Source organism: uncultured Shewanella sp., from assembly GCF_947495455.1.
GTDB lineage: Bacteria > Pseudomonadota > Gammaproteobacteria > Enterobacterales > Shewanellaceae > Shewanella.
The window spans coordinates 21,728-40,452 of the sequence record NZ_CANLZC010000013.1 but is presented as its reverse complement, the minus strand read 5'-3'; the positions used below and the strand labels follow the sequence as shown (position 1 = coordinate 40,452).

Here is an 18,725-nt window from a genome sequence, read left to right as displayed (position 1 = left end):
AATATTCAAGCCACCGCAATATCATTGACTGTGGTGGCTGAAAATGCATTTATTCCTTTAGGGTCTGTTGACCTTTCATGATTAAATTATGTTCGAGATAAACGTGTTTTAATCGCGGGGAGAGGGATGACGCCTAGTCATTCTAAGCGAATGTCTCTCAACAAAGAGTAAAACACGTTTAGTGAATCCTACGGACTGCGCTTGTCGCTCCTTTTTACGGCGTTATCGCTTATTTATGGAGAATGACTACACTGCATAAGCTCTGCCTTGTATAAAGAATCGACAAACTGCAGCAGAAATAATCAGCAAAGATCAACAGACCCTAATAATATCGGCAAAATTTGGCTGACTTTGTCATAACTTTCTTGGTATTCCGCTGCCGCCACAGAGTCGGCAACTATGCCTCCGCCGGCCCAGCAATATAATTGGTTATTTTCAGCCACTAAAGTACGAATGGTGATGCTGGTGTCCATTTGCCCATCTTGACTGAGGTAACCCATTGAGCCGCAATATAGGCTTCGTCTTGATGGCTCTAACTCTTCAATGATTTCCATTGCGCGAATTTTAGGTGCGCCTGTGATGGAGCCTCCTGGAAAGGCGGCGCGCAGTAATTGAGCTGAACTGGCATCATCACTGAGCTTAGCGGTCACTGTGCTGACTAAATGATGCACGGCTGGAAAGCTTTCAATATCGAATAAATGAGGGACTTGCACACTACCGGCTTGTGCCACTTTGCCTAAATCATTACGTAATAAGTCCACAATCATGACATTTTCGGCTCTGTCTTTGATTGAGTGGCGTAAAGTGTGTGCAGATTGAGCATCTTTGATGGGATCACTAAAACGCGGCATAGTGCCTTTGATAGGCTTAGTTTGAATATACTCATCTCTAAGTTGGATAAAGCGCTCTGGTGAAATGGATAATAGGGCTTGTTCTGGTAATCGCATAAATGCCGAAAAAGGGGCGGCATTACTGGCACGCAGCTTTTGGTAGGCTAAGTACTCGTCACCTTGATAAGTGGCATGAAAGCGTTGAGTTAAATTAATTTGATAGCAATCACCACTGTGTAGATAGGATTGTACTTGAGCAAATTTTTGCTGGTATTCTTTTTCGGTGATTTGGTTTTGCCAGTCCGATGTGAGGGAAAAATCTGTTGGTTTTTTCGGTGCAAAAGCCAATAGAGTTTGTAATTCATCGTATAGAGCTTTTGCTGCCGCTTCACCTTCATAATGGAGTAAATACCAAGCTTGTTCTTGGTAATTAAAAATCAGTGCCCAAGCATAAAAGCCGACATTCATTTCTGGTAACTTTATGTCTTTGGCTGCCGTTTGGGGTATGTGTTCTATGTGGCGGCCTAAATCATAGCTAAAGCTGCCCATGGCGCCGCCGCAAAAGGGAAAAGGAGCGGTTTTCTTAACAGGAAACAACTGGGTTAAGGTTTTTTCTAACAATGAAAAAGGATCGTCATTAAAACGTTGCACACTGTCGGGCTTTCGGTGAACATTTTGCAGCGAATTGAAAGCAGGTGTTTTAAAATGTGCTAATGTACTGATCTGATCTTGAGTCGTTAAGGTGGCGATCGGTGCCGCACAGATAATATCGACATGTGCATCACAATGATTAGCGTTCGCCGAATCGAGCAAGATTGCCCAAGGGGAGTCTGAAAAATATTCAAAAAGGGCTGCTGTGCTTAAATTACAATCAATACGTTGAAAGAATAAGGCATTATTTGCCGTTTCACTCATCGATTAGTCCTATTCAAAAAGTGCTGTTTAACTCAAAGTCGCGAAAGAGTATCATAATGTCTATAAATAAAATACGTATGCCTAGCTGGATACGAGAACGCGCCCCTATGAAAGTGAATGAGGAAGTGTCTGTGAGTAAAGAAACACCTGTCATTAAACAAAGTGACTTAATTGAAAGCGTTGCCGACGCTTTGCAATATATTTCGTATTATCACCCTAAAGATTTTGTGGATGCGATGGCTGAGGCTTATGAGCGTGAACAAAGCACGGCTGCAAAAGATGCAATTGCTCAAATTTTGATTAACTCACGTATGTCAGCTGAAGGTAAGCGTCCTTTATGTCAAGATACGGGTATTGTGACGACCTTTGTTAAAATTGGCATGGGCGTGCAATGGGATAAATCAAATTTAACCGTGCAAGAAATGGTTGATGAAGGTGTGCGCCGTGCCTATACCAATCCTGACAATCCGCTTCGTGCATCGATTGTGGCCGATCCTGCTGGCAGTCGTAAAAACACTCGGGATAATACGCCGTCTGTGGTGCATGTTGAAATGGTACCTGGGGATCAGGTTGAAGTGATGATTGCGGCAAAAGGGGGCGGCTCGGAGAATAAGGCTAAAATGGCCATGCTAAACCCATCTGATGATATTGCCGCGTGGGTAGAAAAAGTACTGCCGACCATGGGAGCGGGCTGGTGCCCACCAGGCATGCTTGGCATTGGTATTGGCGGCACAGCAGAAAAAGCCGCTGTGATGGCGAAAGAGTCGTTAATGGAGTCTATTGATATTCATGAGCTGCAAGCGCGCGGCGCCGAAACAACCGATGAAAAACTCAGATTAGAAATTTTTGATAGAGCCAACAAATTAGGCATTGGCGCGCAGGGCTTAGGCGGTGTGACCACTGTATTGGATGTGAAAATAAAATCGACAGCGACCCATGCTGCGTCAAAACCTGTGGTGATGATCCCCAATTGCGCGGCCACTCGTCACGTGCATTTTCATCTTGATGGCACAGGGCCTGCGGATCTTGAGCCACCTTCATTAAGTGATTGGCCTGAAATCACCTGGGAAGTGGGCGAAAGCGTTCGCCGTGTGGATTTAAATACCATTACTCAAGCTGAAATGGAAGAGTGGAAGAGCGGCGATACTCTGTTACTCAGTGGTAAAATGCTAACGGGCCGTGATGCGGCTCATAAACGTATTCAAAGCTTAATTGAAAGTGGCGAAGGTTTACCAGAAGGTGTCGATTTTACGGGTAAATTTATTTATTACGTGGGCCCTGTGGATCCCGTTGGCGATGAAGTTGTTGGCCCTGCAGGCCCCACGACGGCGACGCGTATGGATAAATTTACTGACTTGATGCTGGATAAAACAGGTTTGATGGGCATGATAGGTAAAGCGGAGCGCGGCCCAGCGACGGTTGAGTCGATAAAGCAACATAAATCGGTTTATTTGATGGCAGTGGGCGGCGCAGCGTATTTAGTGTCTAAGGCCATTAAAAAATCTCGTGTGGTAGCGTTTGAAGATTTAGGTATGGAAGCCATTTATGAGTTTGACGTGAAAGATATGCCAGTGACTGTGGCAGTGGATTCACAAGGTGTCAATGCCCATGAAACTGGCCCTGCCATTTGGAAAGTGAAATTAAACGAGCAGTCATGACTTAATTTTAAGTTCATAAAAAAGCCAATATACAGGTTTTGTATATTGGCTTTTTTAATATTTTATATTGGCTTTTTTATCGATTATTCTGTGTCAAAAATAGAGTCTAAATATCCAGCACATTATCTAACGTTCTTCAAAATAAATGGTCAGTTGTGATAAACATAAGCTCCAATTATGGATAGGCATGATCTATTTATCACTGGCGTTTAATAGGCTGGCATAAAGCAATTTCAACAAGCTATTTTTTTGGAAATGCACCTTTTAGTTATACTGAAGATAACATCAGGTTAACTCATAAGGAAATCGACTAATGAACACAGCCATCATCACATTGGATTTTATTAATGAAATTTGCCATGAAAAAGGTAAGTTGGCTCAATATGTCGATCGTATCGAGGCCAATAATGTTATTTCCAATGCCAATCAATTAATCGAGTGGGGACGAAAACGAGGGCACTTAATTGGCCATGTGCGTGTGGGGTTTCGAGCCGATCATAAAGAAATAGCATCGGTATCGCCGTTATTCAGTGGTGCTAAGGCCAATAATGCATTGGTATTAGATAGTTGGGGAGGGGCATTTTGTGAGTCACTCAATAGAGAGGTGACGGATGTGAGTATCATTAAACACAGAGTGAGTGCTTTTTATGGTACTGAGTTGGACTTGATGTTACGGGCGAATCGCATTGAACGGCTTATTTTATGTGGCGTGTCGACCAATAATGCCGTTGAGCTGACGGCTAGAGAAGCGCACGATAGAGATTATCAGGTGATCCTTGTGACCGATGCATGCGAAACCAATACGGATGAAGAGCAAGCAGCCAGTTTGCGCTTTTTATCACGGATCGCTCAGTTAAGTACAGTGAATGAGGTCACCGCCAGTTGAGATGATTGAATACGCTTTTTTGGGATGCGCTTTATTTAATTGATATAAATGCTATTAATTTCAATAATATTATTATATTACTTTGTTTTTTGATTTATAATGTTACGCTGATTTTTATTTTGAACAAGGATGTATCAATGATAGCGGTTGTTATTGCGGTGGTATTGGTTTTAATTGGATTTTATTTCCATTTTACCCAATGGATTGAAAAGCGAGTATTGATAGCGATAGCATTGATGTTACTTTATTGTGTGTCTTATGGGTATTTTTCTCCTGAGGATAGGGCGACTCAAAGATTAATGCCTTTATTTGTAATGCTTCCAACAGCTTCATTTGCCGCTATTTTGTTTCCACAATTTAATCAAAAGCTTCCAGAAAAGATCACCCAAGCTTTTGGTTGGTTTGGTTTGATTTCTTTATCAATGATTTTATTGATGTTTATCCTCTTTGTGTGGTGATGAATATGCAATACGGCTTTTGTGAGCCGTATTGCATATTGAATCAAAATGAGCGATTAGCCTTGTGCAGCAATGGCCTCTGCCATGGCGCGATCGGCTGTGCTTTCAAGCCAAGCAAGATCGATATCTTTATGAGCTTCGCAGATAAACCAAGGCTCACGTGAGTCAGGCTCTAGCATGACGCCGTATTTAATCAAGTTATGGGCAAATTGGGTATACAAATCACTGTTGGTTTTTTTCCAGTCGCGATAATTTTGCGGGACTTGCTCGCCGAAATGCACACCAAACATGGCATCGGGGCCAGCAAATTTATGTGCAATACCGTGTTTATTAAATACGCGAGACAATAGTGCTTGAATATTTGTGCCTGCTTGATTGATGCTAGCATAGGCATCAGTTTCATTGAGTAGCGTTAACGTGGCCTTAGCGGCGCTTAACGCTATCATATTAGCCGTGTAGGTTCCGCCATGGGTCACGCCTTTTTTACTGAAGCTTATCACATCCATGACATCCGCTCTGCCACCAAATGCCGCAACAGGATAACCATTTCCCATGGCTTTAGCATAGGTGGTTAAATCGGCATGAATGCCATAAAGGGCTTGTGCGCCACCTTTTGCTACGCGAAACCCTGTTTTTACCTCATCCATAATTAATAAGCTGCCATGAGCGTCACACATATCACGCAGTTTTTGCATATAAGCTTGTGATGAGGCAATGCTGCCACAGTTGCCTAAAATAGGCTCAATAACAATGGCGGCAATATCATTACCGACTCGCTCAAACACGGCATCAATGGCGGAAAAATCGTTTAAAGGAACCGTTTCTAGGTGTTCACGGCTGGCTTCGGGGATCCCAGCGCCAAATGAAGCGATTTCAGGTGCGGCTTGGCTGTCAACATTCCAATTATCCACATCGGATTTCCACATCATTTCATCGTAAAGGCCATGGAATCCGCCTTCAACGACAACGATCTTATTTCGATTGGTGAAGCCTCGTGCTGTACGAACGGCGCCGATCACAGCTTCTGTGCCTGAATTAGCAAAGCGCATTTTCTCGATATTTGGGCACATTTGTTTGATTAAGGCTATCACTTCTGAGTCGAGTTTTGTTGAGAAGCCTGAGATAGTGCCGCACTCAGTAATGGTATCAATGACGGCTTGATCGACTCGCTTGTCGCGATAACCTAAAATAATAGGGCCGTAAGCTAAGCGAAAATCAATAAATTCTTGTCCATCTTCATCGGTAATGGTGCAACCTTGGGTATGTTTGACAAAAACAGTATTGTTTTCTCCCCAATAGCGGTAACTATCAGCTACGCCTAATGGCATGTGGTTTTGAGCTTGCGCTAATAAAGCGTGACCTAATGGTTTCATTGACTGCGTCATAACATCTTTGTCTTCGTGATTTATTAATGGGCGCATAATACAGGGCTTGTATGTGATTGACTATCATAATGCGTTTTTTCAAATAACTTTTAGGCGTAAAACGCCATTTTTTATACAGACTCTGCATAGTGTTTAACGATTTACTGAGTGGTGTTTACTCATCAAAATATTGACGTTAACTTTGTCAATATTTTGACTTGCTTGAAAACAAAATGCTGTTTATTCTGGTTTTAGAGGGGTTTATTATTTTTGGGAGAACGACATATGGAGTTTGGCCTCACTGCTTACCCAACAGTATCTGCTGCCGCAGTATTGGATTTGTATGATGTATTGTCTTGTCATGGGGTCATCACACCACAGAACGTCAGTCAGCTCAATTTTAAACGTCAAGATTTGTTGGGGGTTGAAAAGCGTGTGCCGTTAGCTTTTGAACGACAATTGTGGGCCATGGGCAAAAAAATACCGCGCCTCAATAATATCGGTTTTGTTGTGGGTACCCAAATTAACCCCAATGCACAAGGGGTATTGTCTCACTTATTAACGGTGGCGGAGGATTTAAGAGAAGCCGTTTATTTGTATAAAAAGTATATTGTTTTAATGAATCAATGCGAAAAAATTGATGTGATTGAGTATGAGTGGGGAATGCGGATCCTCTACCTTACTGATTATGATTATGAGTTTACCCAAATATCCACTGAGCGCAGTTTGAGTGCCATGGTAACGTGGGCAAAATACCTAACACAAAATAAGTTACGTTTATTAAAAGCCAGTTTCAAGCATGAAAATGTGCCTTATTTAACCGATTATATTGCTATTTTTGGTGATAAGGTGTGCTTTAATCAACAAGAGACGTTTTTAGATATTCCAAACAGTGTGATCAATTTAAAAATTAAAACGGCCAATGCTTATATTAAAGATATGCTTGTAAAACGCATCGAGCAGAAAATGAAAGTCTTGTATATTGATGTTTCTTTGAAGGAAAAAGTGGCGTTGATTATTCGACAAGACTTGCATTCTCAAAGCTGCTCATCTGATTTTGTTGCCCATAAGTTGAATATGAGTCGACAAACACTGCATCGAAAATTAACCAAAGAAGGCATGAGTTTTAAGGCCATACTCAACGAGGTGAGAAAGGAGAAAGTGATTGGGTATTTATTAGATAAAAGCCATAATGTAGAAACCATAGGCGGGATGCTTGGATTTAAAGATACCAGCTCTTTTTATCGTGCTTTTAAATTCTGGTTTAATACGACACCTAAAACCTATCGCACGGCACTATTGGCTTCGAAGTCTTCTGAAATATTGACAGCGGCATTTCAATTTGACCAAGCTGAATGCAGCAAAGCGTAGACAGGTTCTTATGATCTTGTTTACGCCAAGCCTTATGAATGGCTCAATATCGGTACTGTCCTTCGATAATGCCATCTTGTAATGCCGCATTTAAGGGCTGGTAAGTGTCAGTATTGGGCAGTAAGACGAAAATAGGATCATCAGAATGTTCGATATTAAAACCTAATTCTTTTAGCTTACTTTTTTTGTATTTAAAGGTGCCAGTCATCTCCATTCCTTTGCTTAAGCAAATAAAAATGGGAATGGCATAATGGGGGAGAGTTTGTTTTAATTTTTGATAAAAGGCTGAAAAATTAAAATCGGCGATGTCACAAGTTAATTTAATTTGCGCCATTCCCGCTTTACCATTGGTATTGGGAATGCTAACGCCATAAACAACAGATTGGCTAATGTTGTCTATTTCATCAATGAGCATTTCGACTTCCGTTGTGGAGACATTCTCACCTTTCCATCTAAATGTATCGCCAATACGATCGACAAATTGTGCATGTTTAAAGCCAATATCACGCATTAAATCACCAGTATTAAACCAAGCATCTCCCATTTTAAAGACATTCCTCAATACACTGTGTTGCGTTTTTTTACTGTCAGTGTAGCCATGAAAAGGGGATTTGGGGCTGATCTCTCCCAGTAACAATCCACTTTCTCCTTTGGCGACTTTCTTAAAAAATCCTTGGTTATTTTTAATGGGGCGCTCATTTTCTTTGTCATATTCTATGAGTGCGTATTTATAAGGAGAAAACCCGACAGTATGATCAAAGTTTAGTGCATTACTAAAGCCAATGTTCCCTTCGCTAGAGGCATAAAATTCATAAATGCGTTCGATATTAAATCTGTGTTTGAATTCTCGCCATATTGACGGGCGAAGCCCATTGCCTAATATGATTTTGATTGAATGCTCACTATCGAGTTTATTGGGCGCTTGTTCTATCAAATAACGACATAATTCTCCAATGTAGCCAAAGGCCGTCGCATTATAATAACGGACGTCTTGCCAAAATCGAGTGACGCTAAATTTTCTAGCCATAATGAGGGTTGCATTTCCGGCTAAAATGGAGCCCCAACAAATGGCCATTGCGGTAGAGTGATAGAAAGGCAGGGGAACATACATGGCATCTTTGGCTTGTAAGTTCACTGTTGCGTGCCCAAAACTGCCATAGGCTTTCATGAAGCGGCCGTGATTAAAAATAACGGCTTTAGGTAAACCTGTGGTACCTGAAGTGTAAACATAAAAACAGGGGTCGTCACTATAAATATGTTTGACTTGATGGAGTATTTCTCCCGACTGGGCGCTTATTATGAGGGCTAAATTTTGCCAATGGGCTGGAGCATGACCCATTTTTGAGAGTGTATCTGTATCGGCTAAATAAAAGTGATGAGTACTGGGGATGGAGATATGATCACGTATTGCTTCATAAGTATCGTAACACTCCTCACCGAGGACAATGAGTTTAGGGTTAACGATATTAAGGCTATGAGTGAGTACTTTCCCTTGTTGACTGGTATTTATCATGGCACTAATGACCCCTATTTTAGCGCACGCTGTGACAACCGCTAGCAGTTCAGGTCTGTTTTCAATCATTATGGCGACACAATCTCCTTTTTTAAGGCCGTAATGGAGTAAGGTTCGCGCAATTTTATTACTCCATTCATTGAACACTTGGTAAGTAATGTCGCGTTTTTGATATCGAATCGCTAAGCCTAGAGGGTTTTTCTTTGCCGCTTTTTCGACACAAAGCCCCAAGCCGACAGGTTTAGTTTTATTTCTTGCATCGGCAATGCGTAGGCCTTTAATAATACGCGGTAACTTTAAGAGTATTTCAGGTAGTTTAAGGGCTATTTTTTTTGCTGTGATGATTTCATTATGTTTCATTCTATCAACTCTAGCGGTAATGATTATATTATTTGAATCTTATTTAAGAAGTCGATATAAAAAAACAACAATTTGAATCAAGTTATTAGCAATTTGTCTCATCATTAGAGTTAACTTTTATATGGTGCGATAATTGATGAGCCCAACATTGTATTTTTTTATTGGTTTTGTAGTTAAATGGATTCATGTATCGAGTAAAAATGTTAGTTATTAATATGGGTAAATCAAATTGATATCTTGGAATTAAATGTAAGTGAACATGAGGGATATGTTGATAAGCCCCTGGACCATCATTAATTAATAAGTGAACATCTTTAATTTCTTGACTCACCTCTTTCATGGCTATGATGACTTTTGACGCAGTATTAATGAGCTGTGAGCGCTCTTTTTGGCTTAACTGTGTGATTGATTGTTGGTGGTGTTTACTAATCACTAATAGGTGTCCCTTATTCAGTTTGAATTTATCGACTATGACATGGCAATGATTATTTTCATAAATACTGATGCAAGGAAAAGTACCCTTATTTATTTTACAAAAGAGACATGTCATAAACTATTACCCGTCTATATTTCGTTTTATTAATTTACCTTGCTCACGTTATAACACAATATACAAATTTATGTTTGTTATTATTAAAATCTAAGTTTATTGACAATATATTTTGAAATGTTTAATGACTCTTTTGCTTTAAAATAACCAATATAATTCGAATGGCTTAGTTTCTAATGTAGAAAACACGCTAGCTTGATTGCGACAAATATCCATATATATAAGACAAAATGCAATTGTATTCTGTCAAAGACTTAGTTAACTTTTCTGCGGTATTGCTATGTAATCAATCAGGGAAATGAACATGAGTGTAGCAGTTAAAAATGTGAGTAATGAGAGAGTTAATGATAAATTTAATTTAAGCTTAATCAACCCTAAACTGAAGACCTTATATCAATATACCGATCGTTTTATCGAGCACATTATGGGCCGAAATGATTTGATAATTCGTCAAGTGATTGATAGTGATGAGTTGTATTTATTGTCTGAAGCGAGAAAGGCTATTTACAAGCAACATGCCAGTTATTTTAGTCAGTTTTATACTAATGATTATTTTATTGATGATAAAGATTATTCTTCTTATTTATTTGCTTGCTACTTTCAAGGTGAAATTGTGGGCACTCAACGTATTGCGACTTATCCATTTGAAGTGTGCCAGTATATTAGTGATGAAGCATTAAGTCATTTTTTGGCCCATGATTACAAAGATAAATATATAGAATTTTCTCGTTTGGCTGTTAATAAGGATTATGGGTTAGGTAAGGGAGTGGCACATATATTAAATGTGGTTGCAGGTATTCTCGTCACTATGAGTATCAAAAAAAGTCATTATATTACTTATTCAAAACCTAAGTTAAAAAGAAAAGCCGCTAATTTTGAGAAGGAAGTGATCACTTTCACTATACCCGATAGGAATAATGAAGAATATGAGCTTTATCAATCCGATACGCTTATTGGTATGTCTCGGTTATTAGGGATCGACAAACAACCGGGACTATCGCTTTTTGACAGTATCAATCATGTCATGATGAATGGAAAATAGGATCAATAATATGCTAAAAGTCGTACAAGAACCCACGCATGTGAATAATGAACAGCATATCAAGGAGCGGAATGAAGGTGTCTCTGATGAGAAAAACCACTCCCTTTCAGAAAGTAATATCGCTGTTGTATTGGCTTTTTATGATGAGGTTTTTAGTCAAAGAAGCGTAGAGTGCTGTAATAAACTCATGAAAGCCGATTATATTAATCACAGTCAATTTGTTGAAAATGGCAGGGAAAACTTTAAAGCTTACTTTAATACTTTTTATCAACAATTTAAGCGTTCAGGTACTCATGTTGAATTGGTCTTTGCAGACAAAGATAAGGTCTGTCTTCATGCAACGCATTGGGCGTCTAACCGACTTTTTACGGTTAAATTGAAATGTATCGATATTTATCGATTAGAAGAGGGACAGCTGGCTGAGCATTGGGACGCCGTTGAGGGCTTGACTGTTTTCTCTCGTTTGGTTTTCTTTTTAAAATCTTTTTTAAGGCTGTAATGGTTTACTGATATCAAAAGGAATAAAGAATATGTCATTTATTGATGAGTTGGCTGAGATTTGTGATACAGAATGGGCAAAAATTAAAGCAGGGACATTTTTTCGTTTAGCAACAGAAGCAATCACAAAAGAATTGTATATTGATGCCATGGTACAAGTTTTTCATTATACAAAAAATAATGCCATTAATCAGGCGGCTGCAACCTTTCCTGAAGATCATAAAAAAATGGGGTTGCTGCGTTTTGCCATGCGTCATGCACTAGAGGAATTGGGGCATGAAAATATGGTGGTGCGAGATTTGGAGTCAATGGGAGTGGATTTAAGTGTGTTTGACGCCCCCCCTTTACCTGCAACTGAAGCATTAAATGGCTATTTGCACAGTGTGGCCATTCGAGGTGGGGTGATCCCAAGGTTGGGTTACAGCTTTTGGGCTGAAGATAGCTATCAACATTTAGGGGGATTACTGGATGCGTGCCGTCATGTATTGAAATTAACGGATAAGCAATTAAGCTTTTTTATTGCTCATGCTGTGATAGACGTGAAACATGCTCAAGATGTGAATGATGCTATTGAAGAGTGGGTCGTGACGGATGCAGAGAAGCAGGATGTGATCCAAGTTGCTAAAACGACGCTGTTTTTAACAGGGCAAATTTTGGAGTCTGTGGCGCAAGCTTATTTACAAAAACAAGAGAAAATGGCGTTAACCGCGTAAGTATAGGATATAAAAATAGCAGGACAAGTGCCTGCTATTTTTGGATCTATCTAGGAAATCAATATTCGTGCTTGATTTAGCCTTTTGCATCCAAATAACGTTCAGCATCTAAAGCGGCCATGCAGCCAGTCCCTGCTGAGGTAATGGCTTGACGATAATGTTGATCCATGACATCTCCGGCAGCAAAGACACCTTCAATACTGGTTTGCGTTGCATTGCCTTGCAATCCACTTTGCACTTTCAAATAACCGTGGTTCATGTCTAATTGCCCTTCAAACATTTGAGTATTTGGGCTGTGGCCGATAGCGACAAAGACGCCTGCAACCGCTAAATCGGTGATCTTGTCATCTTTGGTACTTTTCATTTTAAGACCAGTGACGCCCATATCATCACCCACGACTTCCTCTAATGTCTGATCTAAGTGAAGAATAATGTTGCCATTGGCAACTTTATCCATTAGACGGTCAATCAGGATCTTCTCTGAACGGAAGGTGTCACGACGATGGATCAAGTGCACTTCTGAAGCAATATTGCTTAAATAGAGCGCTTCTTCAACGGCGGTATTACCTCCACCAATGACGGCGACTTTTTGATTACGATAAAAGAAACCATCGCATGTCGCGCAGGCTGAAACACCACGACCTTTAAAGGCTTCTTCTGAAGGCAGGCCTAAATATTTGGCAGATGCGCCTGTGGTAATAATCAGTGCATCACAGGTGAATTCACCATTATCGCCTTTTAATTTGAAGGGACGCACATTCAAATCAACTTCATTAATGTGATCGAAAATAATTTCAGTATCAAATTTTTCTGCATGGGCTTGCATGCGTTCCATCAGCGCTGGACCCGTTAAATCATTTGCGTCACCAGGCCAATTTTCAACTTCTGTGGTTGTCGTGAGTTGGCCACCTTGTTGCATTCCAGTGATCATAACAGGCTTTAGGTTTGCACGTGCAGCGTATACAGCAGCTGTGTAGCCTGCGGGGCCTGAACCCAATATGAGTAAATTACAGTGTCTAGCTTGGGTCATTGCTCTCTCCATTCCTTAACGCGTGGGGGGATTGTAGGGAATTTGGTTGCTTGGGTAAAGCCATCAAAGCAGATTATTCTCGATTGCACTAATCGAGAAACCTAGTTGAGTTGACTGAATGAGAAAAAAGGAAGCGAGAGGCTTCCTTTTTATTCGTGAAATGAATGGACTCGTCTATATAAGGTGAGGTTAAGCGAGTAGCAGCATAGGATCCACATAAGGCAAATCCAATGCTTCAGCGACTTCAGCACAAGTGATTTTACCGTGCATGACATTTAATCCATTACGTAAATGTGGATCTTGTTGTAAGGCTTTTTCATAGCCGAGATCAGCCAGTTTGATGATGTAAGGTAAGGTGGCATTGTTGAGGGCGAAGGTGGAGGTTCTTGCGACGGCACCAGGCATATTGGCGACACAATAATGCACAACATCATCCACAATATAAGTGGGCTCTTCATGTGTGGTGGCATGTGAGGTTTCAATACAGCCCCCTTGGTCGATGGCAACATCAACAATGGCAGCACCTTTTTTCATGCGTTTGATGTGATCTTTGGTGACCAGTTTGGGGGCCGCAGCCCCAGGCACCAAAACGCCACCAATCACGAGATCGGCTTCCAATACATATTTTTCAATGGCGCTGGCAGTAGAGTAAATCGCTTTAATTTTATTATCAAACTGCACATTTAAGCGACGCAAAGTATCTATGTTACGATCCAGTACCACGACATCTGCGCCCAATCCAACAGCCATTTGTGCTGCGTTTGTGCCCACCATTCCACCGCCAATGATGACCACTTTAGCAGGTTCAACGCCTGGTACGCCGCCTAATAACATGCCACGTCCACTCCGTGACTTTTCCAGTGCCATTGCTCCCGCTTGAATAGACATACGTCCGGCGACTTCAGACATAGGAGCAAGTAAAGGCAAAGTGCCTCTATCGTCTGTGACCGTTTCATAGGCAATACAGACAGCTTGACTGTCAATTAAATCTTGAGTCTGCGGAAGATCAGGCGCAAGGTGAAGATAAGTAAACAGCAATTGATCGGGTTTTAGCATTGCGCGCTCAACGGCTTGAGGCTCTTTTACTTTTACAATCATTTCTGCGGTGTCGAAAATCTCTTTTGCCGTGTTTAAGATGCTTGCACCCACATCCAGATAATCTTGATCAGAAAAACCGACTCCGATACCCGCATTCGTTTCGATAAATACATCATGTCCTTTTAGTTTTAGTTCATGAACACTTGATGGAACCATACCAACACGGTATTCATGGTTTTTGATTTCTTTAGGAACACCAATTATCATCATTAAGCCTCAAATTGCATAAACACCCATTTACATCGGGCGTGATAGTGATTGAAGGAAAGTCTGAATTGTTATATTTTCAGTAAAGTAAGTATATTACTCCTTCGGAAGTTTATGCTGCTAAAGATGGGCCATTTGCAGTGTGTTGTATCGTTTTACTGCTAATTTAAGGTTAATAATATGGTAAATAATAAAAAAAGTCAGATAAAAGACTTAGATAGAATCGATAGAAATATACTTAATGAGTTACAAATTGATGGGCGTATTTCTAATGTGGAGCTTTCAAAACGGGTAGGATTAAGTCCAACTCCTTGTCTTGAAAGGGTAAAAAGGCTAGAAAAACAAGGCTATATTAACGGTTATACAGCGCTAATCAATCCGCATTATATTGGTGCATCCTTATTGGTTTTTGTTGAAATTACACTAAATAGAGACACTTCTGAGGTGTTTGATAAGTTTAATCGTGCGGTGCAACTCCTTGATGATATTCAAGAATGTCATCTGGTTTCAGGAGATTTTGATTACTTATTAAAAACCCGTGTATCAGATATGTCTGCCTATAGACGGTTACTTGGTGAGACATTGCTACACCTTCCCTCGGTTTCGGATACTCGAACCTATGTTGTCATGGAAGAAGTGAAGCAAACCAATCGTGTGGCTATTAATACAGTGAATGGAAATTAACACTAAAATATGCTGTAAAAAGAGCCGAAAGGCTCTTTTTTTGTGCAGAAATTAAAATGATACAAAGTGTTACTTTATTTTTGTTAAAAATGACTGATTAGTCAAAAAATCAGAATGATTAAAATGCAAAGTCTGACACTGCACATTCAGCTTATTTCTGGTATTGTTAGGGTTATTATGGTTTGATTTTTTAACAAAGGTTTTAGTTTGTTTAAGGAAAAAAGCGTTAAAACACTCTCAGGAGTACAACGACTTCTTGAAGGAAGTTTGATCCTTTGTTGCATGGTGGCCACTTTTGTCTTATTGGCGCTGAGCAGTTTTCATTCATCTGATCCCGGTTGGAGTCAGTCTAATTTTAGTGGTGAGATAGAAAATGTAACGGGAGCTGTTGGGGCTTGGGTTGCCGATGTGCTCTTGTATTTTTTTGGTTACACCGCCTATGTGATCCCCATTATTATTGCAGCTACTGGTTGGATACTTTTCAAGAGAACCCATAAGTTATTGGAAGTGGATTATTTTTCAGTGGGCTTAAGGTTAGTCGGCTTTTTACTGGTTCTATTAAGCTTTGGAGCGCTTGAGAGTATGAATGCCGCAGATATTTATGATTATTCTGCCGGCGGTGTCATAGGGGATGTGATAGCAGCTGCTATGCTGCCGTATTTTAACCCATTGGGTACGACATTACTCTTACTGTGTTTTGTTTGTGCTGGCTTAACTTTGTTAACAGGGATTAGCTGGTTAAATTTAATTGATATTTTAGGATCATTGACCATAAGTTTTTGTATTTACCTCATTCGTTTGCCTGCTAAATTAAAAGAAAAACGTTCACAGGAAAACGCGAGCGTCGCCAGTAAAGATACTGCAGATACTCAAGATTTCATGTCTTTGGTTAAAAAATTCAAAGAAAAACGTCGTCTTGAACGTGATGCTAAGTCAAAAGAAAGCCCTATTGACGCTGAAGATGTGTTGTCCTCTCATCTTGATAATACAGTTGAAAGGCGCATCGAGCCTCAGATCTCAGATTACACCAATGTGAGTGACTTTCAATCTGTTGACACCAAAGACACCAAAGACACCAAAGACACTGAAGATTTTGCAGGCGATGTGATTGATTTTGATAGCCAAGTGTCAGAAGGTGCGGTCAGAGCCAATGCGAGGCGCGTGAAGCAGAAAGTCGCCGCTAACGACAAGCCGGTTAAGAAAAACACCACGAATAAAGCTAAAATTGTTGACGGCGTGGTGATTTTACCTGGGCAGAGTGAAACCGCAGAGGTTGTCGATATGGCGCCTTTACCTTGTATTAGTTTGTTGGACATTCCCAATCGTAAAGCTAACTCTATTAGTCAGGAAGAACTCGATCAAATTGGCAAGTTAGTTGAACAAAAACTGGCCGACTTTAATATTGCGGCTAAGGTTGTGGGTGTGTATCCAGGACCTGTGATCACTCGATTTGAACTGGATCTGGCGCCTGGGGTCAAAGCGTCAAAAATTTCGAATTTATCAACGGACTTAGCACGCTCCCTGTTAGCGGAAAGTGTGCGGGTCGTGGAAGTGATCCCCGGAAAAGCCTATGTAGGATTGGAGCTGCCGAACAAATATCGAGAAACGGTCTTTATGCGTGATGTTCTAGACTGTCATGCCTTTAGGGATAATGACTCTCATTTAAGTATGGTGTTAGGTCAAGATATTTCGGGCGAACCTGTGGTGGTTGACTTAGGAAAGATGCCGCATTTGTTAGTGGCGGGAACGACAGGCTCAGGTAAATCTGTTGGGGTCAATGTGATGATCACCAGTTTACTGTATAAATCTGGCCCCGATGATGTTCGCTTTATCATGATCGATCCTAAAATGCTGGAACTGTCGGTTTACGAAGGTATTCCTCATTTATTATGTGAGGTGGTTACCGATATGAAAGAAGCGGCTAACGCTTTGCGTTGGTGTGTTGGGGAAATGGAGCGCCGTTATAAACTCATGTCAGCATTAGGCGTGAGAAACTTAAAAGGTTATAACGCTAAGCTTAAACAGGCAAAAGAGAAAGGGGAAGTGATTACCGATCCCCTATGGAAGTCTTCTGATAGCATGGAGCCAGAAGCGCCAGTATTAGACAAACTGCCTTCCATTGTTGTTGTGGTGGATGAATTTGCCGACATGATGATGATAGTAGGTAAAAAAGTCGAGGAGTTGATTGCTCGTATTGCCCAAAAAGCGCGCGCTGCGGGGATACATTTAATTTTAGCGACCCAGCGTCCGTCAGTGGATGTGATCACCGGATTGATTAAAGCGAATATTCCCACTCGAATGGCGTTTCAAGTGTCATCGAGAATTGATTCGAGAACCATTCTCGATCAGCAAGGGGCGGAAACCTTATTGGGTATGGGGGATATGCTTTATCTTCCACCAGGCACGAGTGTGCCTATTCGAGTTCACGGTGCTTTTATTGATGATCATGAAGTGCATAAAGTGGTGGCAGATTGGCATGCTAGAGGTAAGCCTCAGTATATTGATGCCATCATTCAAGGTGGCGAAGGGGAAGGGGTGTTATTGCCTGGAGAGGTGGCTGATAATAATGATGATACCGATGCGCTTTATGATGAAGCCGTGGCCTTTGTGACGCAATCGAGACGGGGATCCATATCCAGTGTCCAGCGTAAGTTCAAAATAGGCTATAATCGTGCCGCTCGCATTATTGAACAAATGGAAGCACAAGGTGTGGTGAGTGCACAGGGGCATAATGGTAACCGTGAAGTCCTCGCACCACCGCCACCCAGTGACTTTTAAAGACGCTAACGTTTCACCGCAACTGTGATGTGTTTTCTCACGGTTGCCCATATTTTTGATTGAGTTTTTTAATTCTATTGATGGCGTTAACGATAAACGCATTCTTTTAGGCATTGTTTTAGGGATTGTTTTAGAGATGGTTATGAGAAAAACACTTTGTGGTTCGCTGGTGAGTGTGCTGTTGTTTTCAAGTATGGCAGCCAATGCTGATGATGCGGCAGCGCTAAAAAATAAATTAGCGGCAATTAATAATGTGAAAGCCGATTTTAGTCAGACCGTCACTGACTTGAATAAAAAAGTGATCCAAAAGGGCAAAGGTGTTCTGGCCTTAGCGTTTCCCAATCGCTTCTATTGGCATTTAACTGAGCCTGATGAATCATTGATTGTGGCGGATGGCAGTGATGTGTGGGTGTATAATCCTTTTGCTGAAGAAGTGACAGTGATGGATGTGGATCAAGCCATTAAAGCATCGCCCATAGCATTATTAGTGCACCGTGATGCTAAGACTTGGGCCCAATATCAAGTGAAGCAGAAGGGGGATTGTTTTCATATTAAGCCACTCAATATTGATTCGGCCATGAGTGCGGTTGAAGTCTGTTTTAAAGGCGAGGTGTTAACAGAAATGGTATTGGACGATAAACAGGGCAATGTGAGTCAATTTCGTCTCTCAAATCAACAGCCATTAAGCAAATCAGAGTCAAGTTTGTTTACTTTTATTTTGCCAGAAGGGGTGGATGTGGACGACCAACGTCTGCATGCTGCGGAGTAAG

The 18,725-nt window shown here is 40.9% G+C and carries 16 protein-coding genes; 10 read left to right on the top strand and 6 right to left on the bottom strand.

Translation table 11 applies throughout. From position 1 onward, the window contains the following. Positions 1–302: 302 nt before the first annotated feature. Positions 303–1,745, bottom strand: coding sequence for an aminodeoxychorismate synthase component I (gene pabB, locus Q0791_RS05910; RefSeq protein WP_299003758.1), 1,443 nt, complete (start codon positions 1,743–1,745; stop codon positions 303–305). A gap of 107 nt (positions 1,746–1,852) precedes the next feature. Here pabB and Q0791_RS05905 point away from each other — a divergent pair, with 107 nt between their 5' ends. The 3 genes from Q0791_RS05905 (at position 1,853) to Q0791_RS05895 (ending at position 4,747) form a co-directional block, all read left to right on the top strand. After that, the gene (locus Q0791_RS05905) at positions 1,853–3,403 is read left to right on the top strand and encodes a fumarate hydratase (protein ID WP_299003811.1); all 1,551 of its coding nucleotides are present in this window, start codon (positions 1,853–1,855) and stop codon (positions 3,401–3,403) included. A 313-nt stretch (positions 3,404–3,716) separates the two neighbouring features. Next, positions 3,717–4,289 carry an isochorismatase family cysteine hydrolase gene (locus Q0791_RS05900; protein WP_299003757.1) on the top strand — a complete coding sequence of 191 codons (573 nt, stop codon included), beginning with the start codon at positions 3,717–3,719 and terminating at the stop codon, positions 4,287–4,289. A gap of 137 nt (positions 4,290–4,426) precedes the next feature. Further along, positions 4,427–4,747, top strand: coding sequence for a hypothetical protein (locus Q0791_RS05895; RefSeq protein ID WP_299003756.1), 321 nt, complete (start codon positions 4,427–4,429; stop codon positions 4,745–4,747). A 56-nt stretch (positions 4,748–4,803) separates the two neighbouring features. On the opposite strand, the gene Q0791_RS05890 is transcribed toward Q0791_RS05895, so the two are convergent. After that, positions 4,804–6,120, bottom strand: coding sequence for an aminotransferase class III-fold pyridoxal phosphate-dependent enzyme (locus Q0791_RS05890; RefSeq protein WP_299003755.1), 1,317 nt, complete (start codon positions 6,118–6,120; stop codon positions 4,804–4,806). A gap of 276 nt (positions 6,121–6,396) precedes the next feature. Between Q0791_RS05890 and Q0791_RS05885 the strand changes: the two genes are divergently transcribed. Beyond that, positions 6,397–7,482, top strand: a complete 1,086-nt coding sequence (locus tag Q0791_RS05885; RefSeq protein ID WP_299003753.1) for an AraC family transcriptional regulator — start codon at positions 6,397–6,399, stop codon at positions 7,480–7,482. A 43-nt stretch (positions 7,483–7,525) separates the two neighbouring features. Here the strand turns inward: Q0791_RS05885 and Q0791_RS05880 are convergent, their stop codons facing one another. Continuing rightward, positions 7,526–9,355, bottom strand: a complete 1,830-nt coding sequence (locus Q0791_RS05880) for a long-chain-acyl-CoA synthetase (protein WP_299003751.1) — start codon at positions 9,353–9,355, stop codon at positions 7,526–7,528. 85 nt (positions 9,356–9,440) lie between these two features. Further along, the gene (locus tag Q0791_RS05875; RefSeq protein WP_299003749.1) at positions 9,441–9,905 is read right to left on the bottom strand and encodes an HIT family protein; all 465 of its coding nucleotides are present in this window, start codon (positions 9,903–9,905) and stop codon (positions 9,441–9,443) included. 304 nt (positions 9,906–10,209) lie between these two features. Here Q0791_RS05875 and Q0791_RS05870 point away from each other — a divergent pair, with 304 nt between their 5' ends. The 3 genes from Q0791_RS05870 to Q0791_RS05860 are packed head-to-tail and all read left to right on the top strand — an operon-like array spanning position 10,210 to position 12,158. Continuing rightward, positions 10,210–10,947 (top strand): hypothetical protein, encoded by a 738-nt coding sequence (locus Q0791_RS05870; RefSeq protein WP_299003746.1) that lies wholly within the window; start codon positions 10,210–10,212, stop codon positions 10,945–10,947. Between the two features lie 10 nt (positions 10,948–10,957). Continuing rightward, positions 10,958–11,446 carry an ester cyclase gene (locus Q0791_RS05865; RefSeq protein WP_299003744.1) on the top strand — a complete coding sequence of 163 codons (489 nt, stop codon included), beginning with the start codon at positions 10,958–10,960 and terminating at the stop codon, positions 11,444–11,446. Positions 11,447–11,477: 31 nt separating this feature from the next. Beyond that, the gene (locus tag Q0791_RS05860) at positions 11,478–12,158 is read left to right on the top strand and encodes an iron-containing redox enzyme family protein (protein WP_299003742.1); all 681 of its coding nucleotides are present in this window, start codon (positions 11,478–11,480) and stop codon (positions 12,156–12,158) included. Between the two features lie 76 nt (positions 12,159–12,234). On the opposite strand, the gene trxB is transcribed toward Q0791_RS05860, so the two are convergent. Further along, on the bottom strand, positions 12,235–13,188 hold the full coding sequence (trxB, locus tag Q0791_RS05855) for a thioredoxin-disulfide reductase (protein ID WP_299003740.1): 954 nt from the start codon (positions 13,186–13,188) through the stop codon (positions 12,235–12,237). A gap of 189 nt (positions 13,189–13,377) precedes the next feature. Beyond that, positions 13,378–14,493: an alanine dehydrogenase gene (ald, locus tag Q0791_RS05850; RefSeq protein WP_299003810.1), complete on the bottom strand. Its 1,116-nt coding sequence runs from the start codon at positions 14,491–14,493 to the stop codon at positions 13,378–13,380. Between the two features lie 180 nt (positions 14,494–14,673). Between ald and lrp the strand changes: the two genes are divergently transcribed. The 3 genes from lrp to lolA all read left to right on the top strand — a co-directional run bounded on the left by lrp (position 14,674) and on the right by lolA (position 18,724). Beyond that, entirely contained in the window at positions 14,674–15,177 is a 504-nt protein-coding gene (gene lrp / locus Q0791_RS05845; protein ID WP_299003721.1) for a leucine-responsive transcriptional regulator Lrp, read from the top strand. 207 nt (positions 15,178–15,384) lie between these two features. Next, positions 15,385–17,955, top strand: coding sequence for a DNA translocase FtsK 4TM domain-containing protein (locus Q0791_RS25275; RefSeq protein ID WP_366942483.1), 2,571 nt, complete (start codon positions 15,385–15,387; stop codon positions 17,953–17,955). A 142-nt stretch (positions 17,956–18,097) separates the two neighbouring features. Continuing rightward, positions 18,098–18,724 (top strand): outer membrane lipoprotein chaperone LolA, encoded by a 627-nt coding sequence (gene lolA / locus Q0791_RS05830; RefSeq protein ID WP_299003806.1) that lies wholly within the window; start codon positions 18,098–18,100, stop codon positions 18,722–18,724. The last annotated feature ends 1 nt before the right edge of the window (position 18,725 follow it).